The sequence below is a fragment of the Bartonella bacilliformis Ver097 genome (genome assembly GCF_000709795.1).
Lineage (GTDB): Bacteria > Pseudomonadota > Alphaproteobacteria > Rhizobiales > Rhizobiaceae > Bartonella > Bartonella bacilliformis_A.
On record NZ_KL503802.1, the window covers coordinates 100,082 to 121,841 of the forward strand.

Annotated in this window: 19 protein-coding genes; 17 read left to right on the forward strand and 2 right to left on the reverse strand. The window is 38.2% G+C overall.

Annotated features, from left to right (window positions below; translation table 11 throughout):
* The first annotated feature begins 12 nt into the window (after positions 1-12).
* From miaB to H710_RS00485, 17 genes are all read left to right on the forward strand, one after another.
* Positions 13-1,389: a tRNA (N6-isopentenyl adenosine(37)-C2)-methylthiotransferase MiaB gene (miaB, locus tag H710_RS00405; protein WP_041848891.1), complete on the forward strand. Its 1,377-nt coding sequence runs from the start codon at positions 13-15 to the stop codon at positions 1,387-1,389.
* A gap of 157 nt (positions 1,390-1,546) precedes the next feature.
* Positions 1,547-2,659 carry a PhoH family protein gene (locus H710_RS00410; RefSeq protein ID WP_041848892.1) on the forward strand — a complete coding sequence of 371 codons (1,113 nt, stop codon included), beginning with the start codon at positions 1,547-1,549 and terminating at the stop codon, positions 2,657-2,659.
* 7 nt (positions 2,660-2,666) lie between these two features.
* Positions 2,667-3,143 (forward strand): rRNA maturation RNase YbeY, encoded by a 477-nt coding sequence (ybeY, locus tag H710_RS00415; protein WP_041848893.1) that lies wholly within the window; start codon positions 2,667-2,669, stop codon positions 3,141-3,143.
* A gap of 65 nt (positions 3,144-3,208) precedes the next feature.
* Positions 3,209-4,231, forward strand: coding sequence for a hemolysin family protein (locus tag H710_RS00420; protein WP_041848894.1), 1,023 nt, complete (start codon positions 3,209-3,211; stop codon positions 4,229-4,231).
* Entirely contained in the window at positions 4,212-5,819 is a 1,608-nt protein-coding gene (gene lnt / locus H710_RS00425; RefSeq protein WP_080772740.1) for an apolipoprotein N-acyltransferase, read from the forward strand. The genes H710_RS00420 and lnt overlap by 20 nt, the downstream gene beginning before the upstream one ends.
* A gap of 150 nt (positions 5,820-5,969) precedes the next feature.
* A complete protein-coding gene (locus H710_RS00430) occupies positions 5,970-6,383 on the forward strand; it encodes a helix-turn-helix domain-containing protein (protein ID WP_005767971.1) in 414 nt (137 codons plus the stop codon).
* Between the two features lie 123 nt (positions 6,384-6,506).
* Positions 6,507-7,787 carry a methionine adenosyltransferase gene (gene metK / locus H710_RS00435; protein WP_041848896.1) on the forward strand — a complete coding sequence of 427 codons (1,281 nt, stop codon included), beginning with the start codon at positions 6,507-6,509 and terminating at the stop codon, positions 7,785-7,787.
* On the forward strand, positions 7,774-8,478 hold the full coding sequence (trmB, locus tag H710_RS00440; RefSeq protein WP_041848897.1) for a tRNA (guanine(46)-N(7))-methyltransferase TrmB: 705 nt from the start codon (positions 7,774-7,776) through the stop codon (positions 8,476-8,478). Before metK ends, trmB begins: the two co-directional genes overlap by 14 nt.
* Positions 8,479-8,621: 143 nt before the next feature.
* A complete protein-coding gene (rimP, locus tag H710_RS00445) occupies positions 8,622-9,251 on the forward strand; it encodes a ribosome maturation factor RimP (protein WP_196295834.1) in 630 nt (209 codons plus the stop codon).
* A 48-nt stretch (positions 9,252-9,299) separates the two neighbouring features.
* Positions 9,300-10,913, forward strand: a complete 1,614-nt coding sequence (nusA, locus tag H710_RS00450) for a transcription termination factor NusA (RefSeq protein WP_041848898.1) — start codon at positions 9,300-9,302, stop codon at positions 10,911-10,913.
* 1 nt (position 10,914) lies between these two features.
* Positions 10,915-11,550 (forward strand): RNA-binding protein, encoded by a 636-nt coding sequence (locus tag H710_RS00455; protein WP_041848899.1) that lies wholly within the window; start codon positions 10,915-10,917, stop codon positions 11,548-11,550.
* Complete coding sequence (gene infB / locus H710_RS00460; RefSeq protein WP_041848900.1) at positions 11,547-14,063, forward strand: translation initiation factor IF-2; 2,517 nt, start codon at positions 11,547-11,549, stop codon at positions 14,061-14,063. The genes H710_RS00455 and infB overlap by 4 nt, the downstream gene beginning before the upstream one ends.
* Before the next feature lie 123 nt (positions 14,064-14,186).
* Positions 14,187-14,591 (forward strand): 30S ribosome-binding factor RbfA, encoded by a 405-nt coding sequence (gene rbfA, locus H710_RS00465; protein WP_041849187.1) that lies wholly within the window; start codon positions 14,187-14,189, stop codon positions 14,589-14,591.
* Positions 14,592-14,595: 4 nt separating this feature from the next.
* On the forward strand, positions 14,596-15,558 hold the full coding sequence (truB, locus tag H710_RS00470) for a tRNA pseudouridine(55) synthase TruB (protein WP_041848901.1): 963 nt from the start codon (positions 14,596-14,598) through the stop codon (positions 15,556-15,558).
* Positions 15,559-16,023: 465 nt separating this feature from the next.
* Positions 16,024-16,293 carry a 30S ribosomal protein S15 gene (gene rpsO / locus H710_RS00475; protein WP_041848902.1) on the forward strand — a complete coding sequence of 90 codons (270 nt, stop codon included), beginning with the start codon at positions 16,024-16,026 and terminating at the stop codon, positions 16,291-16,293.
* Positions 16,294-16,543: 250 nt separating this feature from the next.
* Positions 16,544-18,745, forward strand: coding sequence for a polyribonucleotide nucleotidyltransferase (gene pnp / locus H710_RS00480; RefSeq protein ID WP_041848903.1), 2,202 nt, complete (start codon positions 16,544-16,546; stop codon positions 18,743-18,745).
* A 73-nt stretch (positions 18,746-18,818) separates the two neighbouring features.
* A complete protein-coding gene (locus H710_RS00485; RefSeq protein WP_041848904.1) occupies positions 18,819-19,820 on the forward strand; it encodes a class I SAM-dependent methyltransferase in 1,002 nt (333 codons plus the stop codon).
* A 14-nt stretch (positions 19,821-19,834) separates the two neighbouring features.
* Here H710_RS00485 and hslU read toward each other — a convergent pair whose 3' ends face one another.
* Both hslU and hslV read right to left on the reverse strand, forming a co-directional pair.
* Positions 19,835-21,145, reverse strand: a complete 1,311-nt coding sequence (gene hslU, locus H710_RS00490) for an ATP-dependent protease ATPase subunit HslU (RefSeq protein WP_041848905.1) — start codon at positions 21,143-21,145, stop codon at positions 19,835-19,837.
* Positions 21,146-21,727, reverse strand: coding sequence for an ATP-dependent protease subunit HslV (hslV, locus tag H710_RS00495; RefSeq protein ID WP_041848906.1), 582 nt, complete (start codon positions 21,725-21,727; stop codon positions 21,146-21,148).
* Positions 21,728-21,760: the final 33 nt, after the last annotated feature.

Here is a 21,760-nt window from a genome sequence, read left to right on the forward strand (position 1 = left end):
TAACAATGAGCTATGAAACAATCAAACTCGAAAAATACGCCTCTTATTGCTTCCAAAAAGGTTTTTATTAAAACCTATGGATGCCAAATGAACGTTTATGATAGCCAACGAATGAGTGATAGTCTCAGCACGCAAGGGTATGTCACAACACAAACACCCAATGATGCTGATCTTATTCTTGTTAATACATGCCATATTCGTGAAAAAGCAGCAGAAAAGCTTTATTCCGACCTCGGTCGCTTGCGCATGATGCGCCAAAAACGAACATCTGAAAAACCTTTGATGATTGGTGTTACTGGTTGTGTCGCTCAAGCTGAAGGAGATGAAATCTTACGCCGTTCTCCAACGGTAGATCTGGTTGTTGGACCACAAATGTACCATCGCCTACCAGAATTATTACAACAAGCTCAACAAGGAAAAAAAATTGTTGAAACAAATTATGCTGTTGAAGATAAATTTAATCATTTACCGCCTCATAATAAACGTGCTGTCCAAAAAAGAGGCGTTAGCGCATTTTTAACAATTCAAGAAGGCTGCGACAAATTTTGCACCTTTTGTGTTGTTCCCTATACAAGAGGCGCTGAAATATCACGTTCTGTTGAACAAATTACTGATGAAGCTCGCCAACTTATCGAAGCTGATGTTAAAGAAATTACACTTCTTGGACAAAATGTTAATGGTTGGCATGGACAAAGTGCCGACGGCAAAACTTGGCATTTTGGTGACCTTCTCTATCATCTTGCTAAACTTGATGGTTTAAAGCGCTTGCGCTACACAACTAGTCATCCCCGTGATATGGATGATAGTCTCATCGCAGCACACAGAAACCTTGATATACTAATGCCTTACCTGCATCTTCCTGTTCAATCGGGATCAGATCGCATCTTAAAAGCAATGAATCGACAACATAAAGCTATTGATTATCTCAATATCATTGAAAAAATTCGTACAGCACGGCCTGATATTGCTTTTTCAGGTGATTTTATCGTGGGATTTCCGGGAGAAACTGACGACGATTTTGAAGAAACTATCAAACTCATTGAACAAGTAGGCTATAGTTCAGCTTATTCTTTCAAATATTCACCCCGTCCTGGAACGCTCAGTGCAACAATGAACAATCAGGTTGATGAAAAAGTGAAAAATGACCGTCTTCAACGTTTACAAGCACTTCTTTTCGACCAACAGAATAAATTTTTACGCTCTAAAATCGGTCAAACAATTGATATCCTTATTGAAAAAGATGGTCGCCACCCTGGACAAATTGTGGGACGCTCACCTTGGCTTTTACCTGTTGTTGTGGATGCACACGCTCCTATTGGTACTGTGATAGCAATTCAGATTACAAATGCAAGCTCAAACAGTTTCGTCGGTGAAAAAGCTAATTCATGAAAAAACTTTTTAAAGCCTTATTTACAGTATAAAAATGCTCTTATTTTTAAAGAAAGAGATTGCATTTGTGTATATGGGTTGTATAGAAAAGCAGCATACTGCTTTATGAATTTCGCTGAAATGATGCGCATAACAGTTAAAATATAGGGAGAATAGGTTGAAAATCTCAACCGAAAAACTAAAAAATACCAAAAGGAAAAGAAGTGTTTCCTTTGTAGATATGAATATTTTAAAAAAAATTAACTCAAAAAATATTAATCACATTGTTTTGGCTTTTGAAGACAATCATTACGCAAAAATAGTTTTTGGAGCCTTTGATGAAAATCTCTCTTACATTGAAAAGAGACTTGGGCTTGATATTCATTCACACGGTAACACAGTTTTAATCCGTGGGGAAGCTACAGCTGCAAAACATGCACAATGCGTACTCGACCAGCTTTGCGAACTTGCTAAAACACGTCAAGAACTTACTTTATCAGATACAGAAAATGCAATTGTTATGGCAAATTTGCTAAATGAACAGCAAAAATTTTCGCAAACAACTCAATCTACAACAAAACGTGTGCTTGCGCGATTAAGTACTCATAAAACGACAATCCATGCTCGTACCCCAACGCAGGATTATTATATGCGAGCTATGGAAAATACTGAACTTGTTTTTGCTATAGGTCCAGCAGGAACTGGCAAAACATACCTTGCTGTTGCCCATGCTGCAATGCTCCTAGAGCGTGGTATCATTGAACGGATTATTCTCTCTCGCCCTGCTGTTGAAGCTGGAGAACATCTTGGTTTTCTTCCTGGTGATCTTAAGGAAAAAGTAGACCCCTATCTACGGCCACTTTATGATGCTCTTTATGATATGATGCCTGTTGAAAAAGTGGAACGTGTTCTCACTTCTGGAATCATAGAAATTGCTCCTCTTGCCTTCATGCGCGGGCGCACAATTGCTCACTCAGCGATTATCCTTGATGAAGCGCAAAATACCACTCCCATGCAAATGAAGATGTTTCTCACACGTTTTGGAGAAGGATCACGAATGATTATAACAGGTGATGTCAGCCAAATTGATCTTCCCAGAGGGCAAAAATCAGGTTTAGTGGAAGCAACACGTGTTCTCTCAAATATAGAGAATATTGCAATTGTCCGCTTTGATGAAAAAGATATTGTACGCCATCCCCTTGTTGCTTCTATTGTTAACGCTTATGATCGAGACTCAAATGAACAAAGACAAACATATCATCCTCATGTTTCCATCAACAAAATAATTTAAATTTATCATGATTTCTATTAAGATAACTATTGAAAATGCTGAATGGGGTAATGAAAAGACATTATATACTATTACCGAAAAAGCACTAATCGCTACAATCGATCGTCTTTCATTAACTCAAGTGACAAGCGAGCTTAGTTTACTATTTACGAATAATGTGCGCATGGCACAAATTAATACACAATGGCGCAATAAAAATAAATCCACTAATGTTTTATCCTTTCCTGCTTTTTCTCTTAAAGCTGGACAAAATCCTGGACCAATGCTTGGTGATATTGTCCTTGCAAGAGAAACAATTGTGCGTGAAGCTGAGGAAGAAGGAAAATCATTCCATGATCATTTAACACATATGATTGTTCATGGTGTCCTTCATCTCCTTGGTTATGATCATGAAACAGATAATGAAGCCTATCAAATGGAAGAGCTAGAAAAAGAAATTCTACAAAAGATAGCAATAAAAAATCCCTATACTGAGCTACTTTAAAATGATACAAGAGTGACTTTTAAGAACCAATGTTGCAACTTTAAAGTTTAGAAGATTTTTAAATTATGGCGGAGAAAGTGAATACACAAAATAGCAGTCAAACATCTTCTAGTATTGAAAGGTCTCATCCTCAACAAACAAGCACAGAGAAAAATTCCTTACTAACCTATTTATTTTCATTTTTGCATGGGCGCAACCATACGTCTACATCTATGCATAATAACCTTACCAATGCACTCGCTGCTGATAATGAAAATGGCACAGTACTCTTCTCATCTGAAGAAAGCATCATGCTGCACAATATTTTACGCCTGCGTGAAACACGTGTTGATGATATTATGATTCCGCGTTCTGAAATTGAAGCATTGGATATAAATACTCCTCTTGGAGAAGCTTTTGAGTGTTTTGAAAGAATTGGTCATTCTCGTATGCCTGTTTACGCTGAAACTTTAGATGATCCACGAGGCATGATTCATATTCGAGATATTTTGAACTATATGACCCGCTTTATTACCAGAGAAGTTCAAAATGGACAAAAATCCACTGCACTTCAATTAAATCACACACATTTAAGCTGTCCAATTGGTGAGTTAAACCTTGTTCGAACTGTTTTATTTGTTCCTAGTTCTATGCTTGCAAAACAATTATTAACACGTATGCAAACGACAAGAACGCAAATGGCTTTAGTCATTGATGAACACGGTGGCACAGATGGTTTAGTTTCTATGGAAGATATTGTCGAACTTGTCGTTGGTGATATTGAAGATGAGCATGACAGTGTTGATAATGCTATTGTGCGTGAACCTGATAATAAATGGCTCGTTGATGCAAGAACTAAACTGGACGATGTAAAAAAAGCTCTTGGTCCTGATTTCATCGTAGGGGAATATGGTGATGAAGTTGATACCATTGGTGGTTTAATTGTTTCTGTTCTGGATCGCATTCCTTCAAAAGGTGAAACCATCGAAGCTGTTCCTGGTTATCGATGCCGTATTCTAGAAGCCGATAAACGTCGAATTAAACGATTACGTATCGTTCGCATTTCAGAAAATGACAACTTAAAAAAAAATTCTACACCAAAAGAATAGCGACGTACTTTTAAAAAAGTTTACATCTTTCCTGCTTTCTGTCACCGGTTGGAAACGGCAAATATGTGCTTTTCTATGCGGTGGCCTTACGGCTTTTGCACTCCCACCCTTTTTTCTGACCCCTATCTGCTTTTTAACTTTCCCTGTTTTTGTTGTTTTACTTGATGCAATAAACACCATTCAAAATAAAAAAATACGTTTTTTAACAAGTGCACTTACCTGTGGGAACTTTGGCTTCGGTTATTTTGTTTTTAGCCTTTGGTGGCTAAGCAATGCCTTGCTAATAGATCCGATTGCTTTTGCTTGGGTCATCCCATTCGCTATTTTTGGCCTTCCTGCTTGCCTTGCTCTTTATTGGTTTTTTTCTGGATTACTTGTTAGTTTATTATGGACAAAAGGAATAGCACGCTTCTTTGTATTGGCTTTTTCGGCAGGATTAGCAGAATGGTTGCGTGCTACCCTATTCACAGGATTTCCTTGGAATTCTATCGCTTATACAGCTATGCCAACCCCAATGCTTATGCAATCAAATGCTATCGTAGGGCTTTATGGAATGAATATTCTTGCCGTTCTAAGTTATAGTTTACCTACTGTTTTATTAACAAATGAAAAAAAATGCGGAGCGCTTTTTTTGTGTTTCTTTCTTATATTAATTCATAGTGGCTTTGGATTCTACCGCTTAAATACAGCACCCAATATAGCGGATTATCAAAATAGTAGCTACTGGGTACGCATCATCCAACCCTCTATTCAACAAAGCAAAAAATTAAACAGTGCTACACAAACAAATATATTTGAAACTCATCTGAACTTAAGCAGAACATCAACAAATAACAAAACACCAGAACCTGACTTTATCGTGTGGCCAGAAACATCTGTTCCTTACATTCTGAATGAGATTTCTGCTATTACAAAGCAAATTGCCTCTGTTCTCAAATCACAACAATCGGCTATTATCGGCGCCGTGCGCACTAGCTCCTCTAACGCCTCAATAAACTATTTTAATACAATTCAAGTTATCGATTCAGAAGGCAATATTTCTAATACTTCCGATAAACTTCATCTGGTTCCTTTTGGTGAATATATTCCTTATCAAAGTTTATTGAATAAAATTGGATTGCATGCCATTGCTAATAATATTGGTGGATTTAGTGCAGCCACTGTAAGAAAAACTGTTACTATGCTTAATGGATTTTCTTATCTTCCACTCATTTGCTATGAAGTTATATTTCCCAATGAAATGACTTTCAAAGGCTCTCCCCCTCAAGCTATTATTAATGTTACAAATGATGCATGGTTTGGTGTAACACCCGGCCCCTATCAACATTTTCAACAAGCACAATTGCGTGCTGTTGAACTAGGCATACCCCTCATACGAGCAGCTAATAATGGAATATCCGCTGTAATTGATCCTTATGGACGAATCATTTCCTCTCTTAAACTAAATGTTATTGGCTCTCTTGATTCGCCAATTCCATCCCCAATCATCCCAATATGGGACAATGAATTCAGAATATTCTCTACTTTCATCTTATTCATTCTTATGTTATTGTGCCGCATTAGTTTTGGTTCTGCAAAACAACTTTAATGATTGAGTTCTTATGTACAAATGTCATGTTATGCGTACCAGTAACGCCAAGGAAGAGTATTACATACCATCTTAATTTATGATAAACTGACCTCACGTGCACCTAATATTGGTTTGGAAACAAAACGCTGAAAATAAAAGAGTTGCATTATGACCGAAACTAGAAAAAAACCTGATCCAATAGATATTTATGTTGGAACCCGTATTCGTTTGCGTCGTAACATGTTGGGTCTTACCCAAGAAAAATTAGGTGAACAATTAGGGATTACTTTTCAGCAAATCCAAAAATATGAAAAAGGCACAAATCGTGTTGGTGCGAGTCGTCTTCAGGCAATTGCAGAGATTATGGATGTCCCTGTTTCTTATTTTTTTGATAAAGGCATTAATAATCAACCTGAAGAAAGTTTTGCTGAGAGTGATAGCAATTTTATGGACTTTTGCTCCAGTAATGAAGGGATCCAATTAATGCGCGCTTTCACCAATATACTAGATGCTAAAGTGCGTCGCAAAATTATTGATTTGGCCAAGGCTCTTTCTGAAGAAGATCAAACAAACAAATTATAAAAGTAAAAATTTATTTTTTCTTTCATATCACCTTACGGATCAGCGTTGACGATTTGCCATAAGATTGGCAAATAAGGGAAAGTGTTATCTGTAGAGTATCAGTTTTCTTTTAAGGGAGTTCTTATGCCGCATCAAAGTTATTTTTTTACAAGTGAATCGGTATCAGAAGGACACCCTGACAAAATTTGCGATCGTATTTCTGATGAAATCGTTGATATGATCTATAAAGAAGCTGAGAAAACAGGCACTGATCCGTGGTTTGTACGTGTTGCTTGTGAAACTTTAGTAAGTGTAAACCGCGTTGTTATTGCTGGCGAAGTGCGTGTTCCTGATACGCTTTTAAAAAAAGATAAAAATGGGGAGTTTATACTTGATAAAACCGGGACCCCTATTATTAATCCTACCCGTTTTCGAACAGTTGCACGCCACGCCATTCGTGCAATTGGCTATGAACAAATAGGCTTTCATTGGAAAACTGTTAAAATTGATGTTCTTTTGCGTCCACAATCAGCTGATATCGCACGAGGAGTCGATAACGCTACTGATGATTATCAAAGTGGAGAAGGGGCAGGAGATCAAGGCATTATGTTTGGGTACGCTTGCCGTGAAACCCCAGATCTCATGCCTGCACCAATTTATTATGCACATAAAATTTTAGAGCATCTCGCCATAGCTCGCCATAAGAAAGAAGGAGAAACTGGACAACTAGGACCAGATGCCAAAAGCCAAATAACAATACGTTATATCAATGGAAAACCCGCAGAAGTAACATCTATTGTTCTTTCGACACAACACTTGGATGAACGTTGGGATTCAAATAAAGTTCGCACAGTAGTTGAACCCTATATTCGTAAAGCCTTACAGGATATTCCTATTTCTGATCACTGCAGTTGGTACATTAATCCAACAGGAAAATTTGTTATTGGCGGTCCTCAAAGTGACGCAGGACTGACGGGACGTAAAATTATTGTTGATACCTATGGTGGTGCAGCACCTCACGGCGGTGGGGCTTTTTCAGGTAAAGATACAACAAAAGTTGATCGTTCTGCAGCTTATGCTGCAAGATATCTAGCTAAGAATATTGTAGCAGCGAACTTAGCAGAACGATGCACTATTCAGCTTTCTTATGCTATTGGTGTTGCGCAACCTTTATCCGTTTATCTTAATCTTCATGGCACAGGAAAAGTAGATGAAAAGACTGTCAAGGCTGCAATCAGTAAAATAATAGACCTTTCGCCAACAGGTATTCGAAAACATCTTGGGCTCAATAAACCCATTTACACAAAAACAGCTGCTTATGGTCATTTTGGGCGTAAACCAGAACAGGATGGTTCATTCTCATGGGAAAAAACTGATTTGATTGAAATTCTCAAAGCAACGATAAAAAATCATGATTGCTCATAAATCATGCATCAATAAAGCCTTCTTTGGTCGCCGACAAGGAAAACAGCTTCGTAGTAACCAACTTACATCCATAAAGACGCTTCTTCCCATTCTTAAAATTGATCTAAATAAGCCTGCACCCTCAGATCTAACATCCTTATTTACCGATCATCCAGTAAAGGAAATCCGACTTGAAATCGGCTTTGGAGGAGGTGAACATTTATGCCATGAAATGACACGTTTCCCACAAATTGGTTTTATCGGTGTAGAGCCCTTTATCAATGGCATGGCAAAAATGTTGATGTATCTTGAAAAATATACACAATATCAAAATCATCTTCGGCTTTATGATGATGATGCAACATACCTTCTTGATTGGCTGCCAGAAGAATCTCTGAATGGTATAGACCTTTTCTATCCAGATCCATGGCCCAAGAAAAAGCATTGGAAAAGACGTTTTATCAATGTAAAAAATCTTGATCGTTTTGCACGAGTTCTTAAAAAAGGTGGGAGATTTCGCTTTGCTAGTGATATAGATACTTATGTAAATTGGACACTATATCATTTTACAAATCACAGTAGCTTTAAATGGCAATCGGATACCCCTCAAGATTGGAAAACTCCTTATCCGCTGTGGCCAAGTACCCGCTATGAAGCAAAAGCTTTGCGTGAAAATAGAGTGCCTACTTATCTCACTTTTATCAAGAAATAAATGATGAAATGCTTTGATTATAGATGACTTGAAAAATTTTAAATTTAAGAGTACAATTAAGGAAATTCTTAATCTTATGATAAAGAGTGGATCGTTTGGATCCGCTCTTTTTTAATGTTATAAAGCCAACAAAAGAAGTTTTAATGTCGTATATAAATGCAACTGAAATAATGAACGATATTGATGAACCGCGCCTATTTGAAGAAGATGGAATTGAAGCACTTGTTGTCGTTCTCGTTGCACCATTACTTAAGCCTTTAGGCTATCGTTTAGTTCGTGTAAAACTTCTCGGTTTAAATGGTTTAACACTTCAAATTATGGCTGAACGTTCTGATGGCACCATGACAATAGAAGATTGTGAAATTATTAGTAAAACAATCTCTCCCCTTCTTGATGTGCAAAATATTATTGAACGCAAATATCACTTAGAAATATCATCTCCTGGTATTGATCGCCCGTTAGTTAGAAAATCAGATTTTTTTCATTGGCAGGGATATACTGCAAAAATCGAAACGAGAACAATAATTAATGGACATCGGAAATTTCGTGGGACGCTTGAGAATGTCACTCAAGATGGCTTTACTTTAAATATTGATACAGCCCTTGAAGAAAAAACAGTATATGTTTCTTTCTCTAATATTACTAATGCACATTTAATGCTTACTGATAAACTTATTCGCGATGCATTAAAAAAAGATAAAAATTTACGCCAGCAACTAATTCCTGAAGATGATTTCAATATTTTAGAATCCGAAATAAATTTTCGCAATTAATATCAATAAAACAATACCGATTATGTGGCACAAAAAAGGAGAAAATCGATGGCTATAAGCGCTAACAGGCTTGAAATTCTGCAAATTGCAGATGCTGTTGCACGCGAAAAGTCAATTGACCGTGAAATTGTCATTTCTGCAATGGCCGATGCTATTCAGAAAGCAGCGCGTTCGCGTTATGGTCAGGAAACCAATATCCGTGCTGAAATTAATTCGAAAACAGGTGAAATCAAATTACAACGTTTACTTCAAGTGGTTGACATTGTTGAAGATTATACAACTGAAATCTCTTTATCTGACGCGCTAAAACACCAAGCAGATGCAAAAATTGGTGATTTTATTTCTGACCTTCTGCCTTCTATAGACTTCGGGCGTATTGCAGCACAATCTGCTAAACAAGTTATCGTACAAAAAGTGCGTGATGCAGAACGCAACCATCAATTTGAAGAATTCAAAAACAAAATTGGTGAAATTATCTCTGGTACAGTCAAACGCGTAGAATATGGAAATGTTATTGTTGATCTAGGACGCGGAGAGGCTGTTATACGTCGTGATGAATTGATCCCCTGTGAATCCTTTCACTATGGAGATCGTATTCGCGCCTTTGTTAATGATGTGCATCGTGAACCGCGGGGGCCACAAATTTTCCTTTCACGTACACATCCTCAATTTATGGCAAAGCTTTTTACCATGGAAGTGCCAGAAATTTATGATGGTATTATAGAAATTAAATCCGTTGCTCGTGATCCAGGTTCCCGTGCTAAAATTGCTGTTGTCTCACGCGATGGTTCAATTGATCCTGTTGGAGCATGTGTTGGAATGCGAGGAAGTCGAGTTCAAGCTGTTGTCGCGGAATTACAAGGTGAAAAAATCGATATTATTCCTTGGTCACCAGATGCTGCAACATTCGTTGTGAATGCATTACAACCTGCTGAAGTTTCGAAAGTCATTCTTGATGAAGATGCGGAGCGTATTGAAGTTGTTGTTCCTGATGACCAGCTTAGCCTTGCTATTGGCCGGCGTGGACAAAATGTCCGTTTGGCTTCACAATTAACAGGATGGAACATCGATATTTTAACAGAACAAGAAGAATCTGAAAATCGTCAAAAAGAATTTACTGAACGTAGCAAATTATTTATGGAATCCTTAAATGTTGATAAAATAGTCGGACAAATGATGGCCTCGGAAGGATTCGCTTCTATTGAAGAAATTGCTTATGTTGGCCTTGATGAAATCGCTTCCATCGACGGTTTTGATAGTGAAACTGCCGCAGAAATTCAAAAACGTGCACGCGAATATCTAGAAAATAAAGAAAAAGAACTGGATGAAAAACGCAAAAGTCTCTGCGTTTCTGATGAATTGCAAATACTTCCTGGTATGACAAATGCCATGTTAGTTGCCATTGGTGAAGATGGTGTTAAAACAATGGATGATTTTGCAGGCTATGCAGTTGACGACCTAGTTGGTTGGCGAGAACGCAAAAAAGGTCAAACACAAAATTTTCCTGGTATCTTGACCACGTTTGATATTACACCTGCTGATGCAGAAGCTATGATTTTAGCTGCACGTGTGCACGCAGGCTGGATAACTCAAAGTGATCTTACTACAGAAGATCTTGAAGAAAATCAAGAAATCAGTAATTCGGACGTGGATACACTTTAAAATGAATGAACGGACCTGCATTGTAACAAGAAAAAGCGCTTCAGCAACAACGCTGATCCGCTTTGTTATTGGTCCGAACAATCAAATTGTCCCCGACCTTAAAGCTAATTTACCTGGGCGTGGTGTTTGGGTTTCTAGCCACTATGCTACCATTGAAGAAGCGGTCAAACGCAAAAGTTTTAGCAAAAGTTTTAAAACAGATGTTGAGGTTGCTGCAAACCTTCCTAATATTGTAGATAAACTTTTGTTAAAATCAGCTCTTAGTGCTCTTTCTATGGCACGAAAAGCAGGAGCTATAGTTACAGGCGCAACTAAAGTTGATGCAGCTATTCGTTCTGGTCAAGCCATTCTTGTACTTCATGCAAAAGAAGCGACAGATAATGGAATACAAAAAATTTCACAAGCTATTCATGCATTACAAAAACAAACAAATCATACTGTAAAAGCCATATCTTTATTTACAAATGATGAAATGAGTATGGCTTTTGGGACTAATCATGTGATACATGCAGCCTTGTTAAATACAAAGGCTGCAGACGGATTCATCAAAATAATATACAAACTGATCGCTTATCGTAAGGACAAGCGCAATAAGCTTGATGAGATGACGGCAAAAGCCGTGAAGGAAATGCAATGAGTGAAAATAATAATGACAAAATAACAGCTAAAAAGACGCTAACTCTAAAACGGTCGGGATCAGAAACAAATACGGTCAAACAAAATTTTAGTCATGGCCGTACAAAAGCTGTGGTTGTCGAAACCAAACGGCGTAAGATTGCGCGTCCTGATGAAAAAACTGAAGTGCCACAACCAATTACTAAACCGCATGTAGCAGCCCCGCGCTCCAGACCACGAATCGACAAACCAGCGCTTATTACCCCTGCGGCTCAAAGCAATCTTTCATCAACTGAAATGGATGCGAGATTTCGTGCACTAGAAGAAGCGCATATCCAAAACGAGATAATTCGTAAACAAGCCGCAGAAAAACAAGCAAAAGAGAGTGAAGAAGGCTTGTCTTTGCAAAAGACTCAGAAGGAAAAAACACAAAAAAGTAGTTCAAATACTACAAAACCAACACCTCTTTTTTCCTCTACAGTCTCTCCAATAGAATCGATAGAAGCTACTCTCACCCTTAAAAACACAGCTGCCAGCAAACGCAAGGCAGATGAAAATGAAGACGACGAGAAATATAACCGACGTGCTAATCTTGCCAAATCAGAAATACGTGCACCTAAAATTATAAAAGGTACCGATGAACGCCGCCGTGGAAAACTCACCCTTAATAGTGCACTGGATGAAGAAGGCAACCCACGTGGCCGCTCAATGGCTGCAATGCGTCGCCGACAGGAAAAATTTAAACGCGCACAAAACCAAGAACCACGAGAAAAAATTTCTCGAGAAGTTACTCTTCCTGAAACTATCACTATACAAGAACTCGCACAGCGTATGGCTGAACGCTCTGTTGATGTTATTAAATTTCTCATGAAACAAGAACAAATGATGAAGCCTGGTGATGTTATTGATGCAGACATTGCTGAGCTTATCGCTATCGAATTTGGCCATACAGTCAAGCGTGTTTCAGAATCGGATATAGAAGAAGGTATCTTTAATGTAGATGATGATCTTCAAAAGATGCAAAAACGCCCACCAATTGTAACAATTATGGGCCATGTTGACCATGGAAAAACCTCTCTTCTTGATGCTATTCGTAAAGCCAATGTTGTCTCTAGTGAAGCAGGTAGTATTACACAGCATATTGGCGCTTATCAAGTTGAACAAAATGGACAAAAGATTACCTTTATTGACACACCTGGACACGCCGCTTTTACAGCTATGCGTGCTCGTGGTGCTCAAATCACCGATATTGCCGTTTTGGTCGTCGCTGCTGATGACAGTGTCATGCCACAAACAATTGAATCAATTAATCATGCAAAAGCTGCTAATGTACCTATTATTGTCGCTATCAATAAAATTGATAAACCAACTGCTGATGCACAAAAAGTGCGTACAGAACTTTTGCAACACGAAGTTTTTGTCGAAACCATGGGTGGGGAAACTTTAGAAGTTGAAGTTTCTGCAAAAACTGGTCAAAACCTTGATAAACTTCTTGAAGCTATCCTCCTGCAAGCTGAAATTCTTGACCTGAAAGCGGAGTCAGAACGAACCGCAGATGGTATAGTTATCGAAGCAAAACTCGATCGAGGACGTGGATCGGTTGCAACTGTTCTTGTTCAAAAAGGTACATTGCATCTTTCTGACATTATCGTCGCTGGCAATGAATGGGGACGTATTCGTGCTTTGATTGATGATCATGGCAATCACATCAAAACAGCAAGTCCTTCTACACCAGTTGAAATTTTGGGTATGCAAGGTACACCGCAAGCCGGTGACCGCTTTGCTGTTGTAGCTCATGAAGCAAAAGCGCGTGAAATTTCTGAATATCGTCAAAGATTAGCACGTGATAAAGCTGCAGCCCGCAAAACTGGCTCTCGTAGTTCCCTTGAACAGATGATGACCAAATTACAAACTGTTGGCGTTAAAGAATTCTCACTCATTATAAAAGGAGATGTTCAAGGATCCATAGAAGCGATTACTACAGCATTAGAAAAATTAGGAAATGAGGAAGTGCAGACACGCATCGTTCATTCTGGTGCTGGAGGTATTACTGAAAGTGATATTTCTCTCGCTGAAACCTCTAATTCTGTTGTTATTGGCTTTAATGTTCGAGCCAATAAACAAGTACGTAATTTAGCTGAAACACAAGGAATTGAGATTCGCTATTATAATATCATTTATGACCTTGTTGATGATGTCAAAGCAGCTATGTCAGGGTTGCTTTCACCAGAAAAACGCGAAACTTTCCTTGGTAATGCTGAAATTCTAGAAGTCTTTAACATTACAAAAATTGGAAAAGTTGCAGGCTGTCAAGTTACAGAAGGTAAAATAGAACGAGGAGCTGGTGTTCGTCTTATCCGGGATAATATCGTTATTCATGAAGGAAAACTTAAAACTCTCAAGCGTTTCAAGGATGAAGTCAATGAAGTGCAAATTGGTCAAGAATGTGGAATAGCATTTGAAAAATATGAAGATATGCGTGCAGGCGATATCCTTGAAATCTTCCGAGTTGAGCATGTTAATCGCACATTATAAAATTACCCAATAGCTTTCTTTTCTATAAAATAAGGAAAGCTATTGGATCTAACTTAATGTCTTTATGCTTCTTTTTTTACAATGGAAAAGGGAACAGAAATTTCAGCAAAGGTAACAATTTTAATGAAAAATGCAGATTTATCTCAACGGCAATTAAGAGTAGGAGAACAAGTTCGCCATGCGCTGGCTCATATGCTACAACGAGGTATTTTGTTTGATGAGGTTTTGACAGATGTTGTTTTTTCTGTCTCTGAAGTACGCATGTCACCAGACTTAAAAATTGCTACTTGCTTTGTTTCATCCCTGAACACTGTTGATGACATTTCTCGTGCTACTCTCATTAAAGTTTTGAATAAACACAGTCGCTTTATCCGTGGAGAAATCAGTTCTTCATTGCGACAAATGAAATATATACCTGAATTACGTTTTCGGCTTGATAATAGTTTCGATAATTTTTCAAAAATTGATGCTTTACTTCGCTTACCTGAAGTAGCGCGCGATCTTCATCATCATAAGCCTGAAGATTAAAAATATGTCACGGCAATTAAAAAAGAAAGGTCGTTCTATTTCTGGCTGGGTTATTCTTGATAAACCAAAAGGAATGAAATCAACAGAAGCCGTCTCAAAAATCAAACGGCTCTTTAATGCACAAAAAGCAGGACATGCAGGAACACTTGATCCACTTGCTTCCGGTTTACTCCCTATTGCATTGGGAGAAGCAACCAAAACTGTTCCTTATGTTATGGAAGGAACAAAAACTTACCACTTTCATGTAGCTTGGGGAGAAGAACGCTCTACAGATGATCTAGAAGGAGTGGTGACTAAAACGTCCTCTAAACGACCAACACAGGAGGAAATTTTTGCTCTTTTACCTAAATATACGGGTGTTATTTTGCAAACCCCACCACAATTCTCTGCGATAAAAATTGCCGGCAATCGTGCCTATGATCTAGCACGTGAAGGTGAAATTTTCAAAATTTCACCCCGCCAAGTAAAAATTGATGCCCTTAAATTTATTGGAACAACAGATCAAGGATATTCTATCTTTGAAATGACATGCGGAAAAGGAACCTACGTGCGCTCCTTAGCACGCGATATGGGACATGATCTTGGTTGTTATGGACATATTGCTGATTTACGTCGTACTGCAGTCGCGCCTTTTTGTGAAAATGATCTCATTACATGGGATATACTAAAAGCCGCAATACCAAATAAAAATACAATAGATGAAAATTGTATACCTCTCAAGAAAAATTTCTCTGCACTTGATGGATTATTAATTGAAACAGGTGCTGCATTAAAATGTCTTGCTCATTATACCCTTAACCAAATTCAAGCACAGCATGTAAGAATGGGAAATTCAATCCTTTTATATAATCAAAACATGTCAACGAGTGATACTGATATCTGTGTAACCTATAAAGCTCAACTGCTTGCTATAGGCACTATTGATCAAAACCAATTCAAGCCAAAAAAAATTTTTACCACTTTATAAATTCCTGTCCTAAAATAGCTTCAAAAAATAGTTTCTATAATCAACACATAAGATAAATTCATCCTCATTACTTCGCATTCAAATGTACACTTTAAAAGATTATTGGCCTGTAAAACCTCTAATGAATCATCAACTGTGATTATGTTGTAATATTGTTATGCTGCTCAATTACGCGCACTCTTGTATCACTGGGTACATTAATCGATTAAGATATTATGCACTTTTGTGCATCAGCTTTTGTAGCATAATGATGATAACAATAATAATCCTTCCCATGTTAGTAACATTTTGCTCAGGAAGATCTTTAAGGTTCTCTCACAAGGACTAGCATTTTGATTTTCTTTCTTGTATAAAATGGTCAGAGTGAGTGAGAATCTCTGCTCCTCTTGTGACCTAACGACCCCTGCTGAACGACATCTCGGCTACGGGTGATTTTGTTTCTTCATTGTTTGAAAGGATTATATGATGTCGATTACAGCTGAACGTAAACAAGAGCTTATTACAGAATACGCAACCAAAGCTGGTGATACAGGATCACCAGAAGTGCAAGTTGCTGTTCTTTCTGAGCGCATTTCTAATTTGACCAATCACTTCAAATCTCATAAAAAAGATAACCATTCTCGCCGTGGTCTTTTAAAGATGGTTTCTCAACGTCGTCGCCTTCTTGATTACCTCAAAGAAATTAATCATAATCGTTACCAGGTGCTTATCGAAAAACTAGACCTACGCCGTTAAAAAAGTGGATGTATATTTTTGTTTTACAAAAGCTACTCTCTTGATTTCAGTTTATTGCTTTCAGCCGAAAGCTAAAAATTGTCATATGGCAAGGTTACCAATAATCTCGTGTTTAAATCGTAATGTGCTTCTTCCCTTGTGAAAAACAAAAGCATTTTGTTGATTTTGCCCACTGCTTTAAAAACATAACATACAGAATTCAGAATATGTGCACCGAGTAATGTGAACACCTGGCCATTAAGGATAAAAAATGTTTAAAACCCATAAGGTAGAAATTGAGTGGGCCGGTCGGCCTCTCATCATCGAAACAGGAAAAGTTGCACGCCAAGCTGATGGTGCAGTTGTCGCTACCTACGGCGAAACGGTAGTTTTAGCAACTGTTGTTTCGGCTAAATCTCCAAAACCAGATCAAGACTTTTTTCCACTCACCGTTAACTATCAAGAAAAAACTTATGCTGTTGGCAAAATACCTGGTGGTTATTTTAAACGTGAAAATCGTCCGAGTGAAAATGAAACTTTAATTTCACGTTTAATTGATCGTCCGATCCGTCCTCTCTTTGTCGATGATTATAAAAACGACACGCAAGTTATTGTTTCCGTTATACAGCATGACTTAGAAAATAATCCTGATATCCTTTCTATGATTGCAGCTTCTGCTGCATTGACCTTATCAGGAATTCCTTTCATGGGTCCTATTGCTGGTGCTCGCGTTGGCTATTGTAATGGGCACTATGTTCTCAATCCTACTCTTGATGAAATGCCCGAATCAAAACTTGATCTTGTGGTTGCTGGAACAGAGAATGCTGTCTTAATGGTTGAATCAGAAGCACATGAATTATCTGAAGAAATCATGTTGGGTGCAGTCACATTTGGTCAAAAAGGCTTTCAACCAGTAATTGATGCAATCATTCAGCTTGCTGAAGTTGCTGCAAAAGAACCACGCAAGTTTATCCCCGAAGACTTTTCTAACCTAGAAAAAACTATGCTTGAAATGATCGAAAAAGATCTACGAAAAGCTTATACAATTACCGATAAACAACAACGTTATGATGCGATTGATGCCATCAAAACAGAAGTCCTCAACAAGTTGGCGCCAGAAATGGAAGTAAATTGCGAGCTAACTGCAGACAAAATCGCAACTGTTTTCAAACGGTTACAGGCAAGAATTGTTCGCTGGAATATTCTTGACACTGGAAAACGCATTGATGGACGCGATCTTTCGACCGTACGTCCAATTCAGTCAGAAGTTGGTATTTTACCTCGTACACATGGATCAGCATTATTTACCCGCGGAGAAACACAAGCGCTTGTTGTGGCGACATTAGGAACCAGTGAAGATGAACAATATGTCGATTCATTAACAGGTGTATGTAAAGAAACATTCTTACTCCATTACAATTTTCCACCCTTTTCGGTAGGTGAAACAGGACGTCTTTCTTCTCCTGGTCGCCGTGAAATTGGTCACGGTAAACTGGCATGGCGTGCTATTCATCCTATGTTGCCAACAAAAGAAGCTTTCCCCTACACTATTCGTACTGTATCGGAAATTACTGAATCAAATGGGTCTTCTTCAATGGCAACTGTTTGCGGCACTTCACTCGCGCTCATGGATGCTGGTGTTCCTTTAGCACGTCCTGTTGCTGGTATTGCAATGGGTTTGATTAAAGAAGGTGAACGCTTTGTTATTCTTTCCGATATTTTAGGTGATGAAGATCATCTTGGTGATATGGACTTCAAAGTAGCAGGTACAAAAAATGGTATCACTTCCTTGCAAATGGATATAAAAATTGATGGTATCACTGAAGATATTATGAAAATTGCTCTTGAGCAGGCTAAAGATGGCCGACACCATATTCTCAACGAAATGGCAAAAGCCTTAACCGATGCGCGTACTGAGCTCAGTGAATTTTCTCCGCGTATTGAAATGATGAGCATTCCTGTAGAAAAAATCCGCGAAGTTATTGGCTCTGGTGGTAAAGTCATCCGAGAAATTGTTGAACAAACTGGAGCAAAAATTAACATTGAAGATGATGGAACGATTAAAATTGCTTCTCCCGATACTAAATCCATTGAAGCTGCTAAAAGTTGGATTCATTCAATCATTGATGAACCTGAAGTCGGTACCATCTATCAAGGAACAGTTGTCAAAACTACAGAATTTGGTGCATTTGTAAACTTTTTTGGTTCACATGATGGGCTCGTTCATATTTCTCAGCTCGCATCGAAACGCGTTGCAAAAACAACCGATGTCGTTAAAGAAGGAGATAAGGTTTGGGTTCAATTAATGGGTTTTGATGAGCGCGGTAAAATCCGGTTATCGATGAAAATTGTCGACCAACACACTGGAAAAGAAATACCCCAGGATGACTTGATAAAAACAGAAAAAGAACAAAATCCTGATGAAAAGAATAAATCTGAAAAAAAGCGTCATAATAGGAAAAAAGAAGATTGATCTTCTTTTTTATCATAAAGTAGAACGCCCGTTTACAATGTTGGAATAATATTGCTCTTTGAAAGAGTTAAATATGTCACTGTTTTTGCCCTTTAAAAACTATGACCTCTCTCTCCCTAACCCAGACCAATGTTGGTTGGGTTTTGGTATCACTGAAGTCCCTGACAGACAATGGATACCAAATCTTGAAATTATAACTTCTTGGCGCCCAGATTTTTTAAAATTTATCGACGCAAAATTTTGTTGCTACCCCCAAATAAACAAAAATTGCACATATTATGATGGTGGGCTTCTACACCTAAATAAATATCGTTGTTTTAATCAAAACTGTTTTCTTGATTTGCTAACACATGTCAAACCAGGGGGATGGATTGTTATCAATGGAAAAAAGACCTCTGGTGCAGCCTCAATGATGAAATGGATTCAAAAAATTATTCCTATCAGCAATAAATTATCCAAAAATCATGGTCTTGTATTTTGGCTTCAAGTGCCGCAACAAATAAATCAAGACAATATCCAACATTTGCGCTTATTTCCGCTTAGTTTTGACAATAAATTTCAAACTACTTCTGGTATGTTTTCTCATGGTCGTATTGATCCAGGATCTGCTATGCTGGTACGTCATATGCCAAAAGTTATTTCTGGAAAAATGGCTGATTTTGGTGCTGGCTGGGGCTTTCTTTCTTATTCTGCTCTTGAAATGAGTAAAAGCTTAACAGCACTCGATCTTTATGAAGCAGACTATAATGCTTTAGAAGCAGCCAAACAGCATATAAAGCATATTACAAATCCTATCCCGATTAATTTTTATTGGCATGATATTGTTCATGAACCTATCGTAGACCTTTACGATACCATTATTTCAAATCCACCATTTCACACACCATGCACGACAGATATTTCATTAGGGAAGCATTTCATCACAAATGCTGCAAAATATCTAAAACCGGGAGGTCGGTTTCTTCTTGTTGCAAACCATCACCTCCCTTATGAAATATTGTTAAAAAGCCTTTTCCGCACAATTTTTATACATGAAGAAGCAAATGGCTTCAAAGTTATCGAAGCACGCCGATAAACAAATCATCGCGCCTAAAGAATAAAACGAGAAAGATCGACATCAGAAGCAAGTTCACCTACAGATTGTCTGACATAAGTAGCATCTACTTTAAATGAGGTACCGGCTTTATCAGGTGCTGTAAAAGAAATTTCATCTAAAACGCGTTCCATCACTGTTTGCAAACGACGGGCTCCAATGTTTTCAATCCTTGCATTTAAATCAACAGCAATATCAGCTAAAGTATCAATAGCATCGTCAGTAATTTCTAAATGCACATCTTCTGTTGCCATTAAAGCAATATATTGCTTAATCAAACTGGCCTCAGGCTCAGTAAGAATACGCCGTAAATCTTCTTTCGTTAAAGCATTTAACTCCACACGAATAGGCAAACGACCTTGCAGCTCTGGCAATAAATCAGATGGCTTAGATACGTGAAATGCACCAGAAGCAATGAAGAGAATGTGATCTGTTTTTATCTGCCCATATTTGGTAGCAACTATTGTTCCTTCAACCAAAGGCAAAAGATCTCGTTGCACTCCCTCACGCGAGATAGCAGCACCAGCTCCGCTATCTTGAGTCGCAATTTTGTCAATTTCATCAATAAAAACAATCCCATCATTTTCAGTAATGGACAATGCTTCTTGAATAATTTGATCTTGATCAAGAAGCTTTTCAGATTCATCATCAATTAATGGTTTGAAAGCATCCTTTACTGTTGTTTTACGTATTTTTGTACGACCACCAATCTTACCAAAAATATCTGACAAATTCATAATGCCCATTTGTGCACCTGGCATACCAGGAATATCAAAAGTTGGTGCACTATTACTGCTATTATTAGCTACTTCAATCTCAATTTCTTTGTCATCCAATTCGCCTGCACGCAATTTCTGACGAAAACTGTCACGTGTAGCAGGACTTGCCGTTTTCCCAACAAGAGCCTCTAAAACCCGCTCTTCAGCATTAATATGCGCTCTTTCTTGCACCTCATCGCGTTTTTTTTCACGCACAAGAGAAATTGCTATTTCAACAAGATCACGAATAATCTGTTCAACATCACGTCCGACATAACCAACTTCTGTAAATTTAGTAGCTTCTACTTTCACAAAAGGCGCCCCAGCAAGTTTCGCCAATCGACGTGCTATCTCTGTTTTACCGACTCCTGTTGGTCCTATCATCAAAATATTTTTTGGCATCACTTCTTCACGTATCTGCCCTTCAAGTTGTTGTCGGCGCCACCGATTGCGCAATGCAATAGCAACAGAACGCTTCGCATCCTTTTGGCCGATAATAAAACGATCAAGTTCAGAAACAATTTCACGAGGGGAAAACACAACGCACATTTAAATAACTTTCTCCAAAGAAGATGACTCTGTATCCAATGTTTCAATGGTAAAATTGTCATTGGTATAAACACAAATTTCAGCAGCAATATTCATGGCTTTACGTGCAATAGCTTCTGCATCTAAATCCATATCCATAAGTGCCCGCGCAGCTGACAGAGCAAAATTACCCCCAGAACCAATCGCCATAATCCCATCTCTGGGTTCTAACACATCACCAAGACCTGTTAAAACTAAGGTTGTTTTTTTATCAGCTACAAGCATCATTGCCTCAAGACGACGCAAATAGCGATCAGTACGCCAATCTTTTGCAAGTTCTACACATGCACGCATAAGCTGATCAGGATACTGATCAAGCTTCATTCCTAATCGTTCTAACAATGTGAAAGCATCAGCTGTAGCCCCTGCAAAACCAGCAATAACTGTTCCATCTTTCCCAAGACGACGCACTTTTCGTGCATTGTTTTTCATAATTGTTTGCCCAAGCGAAACCTGACCATCACCAGCTATAACAACTTTGCTACCTTTTCGTACAGTGATAATAGTTGTCCCATACATTGTATCAGGTTTATGTTCTTTCATAAACTACTCCTTAATATTACTTCCCTTCATTAG

What these genes read in the sequence shown, in the direction of transcription:
- ybeY (WP_041848893.1), top strand. Translation starts at nt 2,667, where the DNA reads ATGATTTCTATTAAGATAACTATTGAAAATGCTGAATGGGGTAATGAA.
- H710_RS00420 (WP_041848894.1), top strand. Translation starts at nt 3,209, where the DNA reads ATGGCGGAGAAAGTGAATACACAAAATAGCAGTCAAACATCTTCTAGT.
- rimP (WP_196295834.1), top strand. Translation starts at nt 8,622, where the DNA reads ATGTCGTATATAAATGCAACTGAAATAATGAACGATATTGATGAACCG.
- truB (WP_041848901.1), top strand. Translation starts at nt 14,596, where the DNA reads ATGTCACGGCAATTAAAAAAGAAAGGTCGTTCTATTTCTGGCTGGGTT.
- trmB (WP_041848897.1), top strand. Translation starts at nt 7,774, where the DNA reads ATGATTGCTCATAAATCATGCATCAATAAAGCCTTCTTTGGTCGCCGA.
- H710_RS00485 (WP_041848904.1), top strand. Translation starts at nt 18,819, where the DNA reads ATGTCACTGTTTTTGCCCTTTAAAAACTATGACCTCTCTCTCCCTAAC.
- infB (WP_041848900.1), top strand. Translation starts at nt 11,547, where the DNA reads ATGAGTGAAAATAATAATGACAAAATAACAGCTAAAAAGACGCTAACT.
- pnp (WP_041848903.1), top strand. Translation starts at nt 16,544, where the DNA reads ATGTTTAAAACCCATAAGGTAGAAATTGAGTGGGCCGGTCGGCCTCTC.
- metK (WP_041848896.1), top strand. Translation starts at nt 6,507, where the DNA reads ATGCCGCATCAAAGTTATTTTTTTACAAGTGAATCGGTATCAGAAGGA.
- rpsO (WP_041848902.1), top strand. Translation starts at nt 16,024, where the DNA reads ATGTCGATTACAGCTGAACGTAAACAAGAGCTTATTACAGAATACGCA.
- rbfA (WP_041849187.1), top strand. Translation starts at nt 14,187, where the DNA reads ATGAAAAATGCAGATTTATCTCAACGGCAATTAAGAGTAGGAGAACAA.
- H710_RS00455 (WP_041848899.1), top strand. Translation starts at nt 10,915, where the DNA reads ATGAATGAACGGACCTGCATTGTAACAAGAAAAAGCGCTTCAGCAACA.
- miaB (WP_041848891.1), top strand. Translation starts at nt 13, where the DNA reads ATGAAACAATCAAACTCGAAAAATACGCCTCTTATTGCTTCCAAAAAG.
- H710_RS00430 (WP_005767971.1), top strand. Translation starts at nt 5,970, where the DNA reads ATGACCGAAACTAGAAAAAAACCTGATCCAATAGATATTTATGTTGGA.
- hslU (WP_041848905.1), bottom strand. Translation starts at nt 21,145, where the DNA reads ATGTGCGTTGTGTTTTCCCCTCGTGAAATTGTTTCTGAACTTGATCGT.
- nusA (WP_041848898.1), top strand. Translation starts at nt 9,300, where the DNA reads ATGGCTATAAGCGCTAACAGGCTTGAAATTCTGCAAATTGCAGATGCT.
- hslV (WP_041848906.1), bottom strand. Translation starts at nt 21,727, where the DNA reads ATGAAAGAACATAAACCTGATACAATGTATGGGACAACTATTATCACT.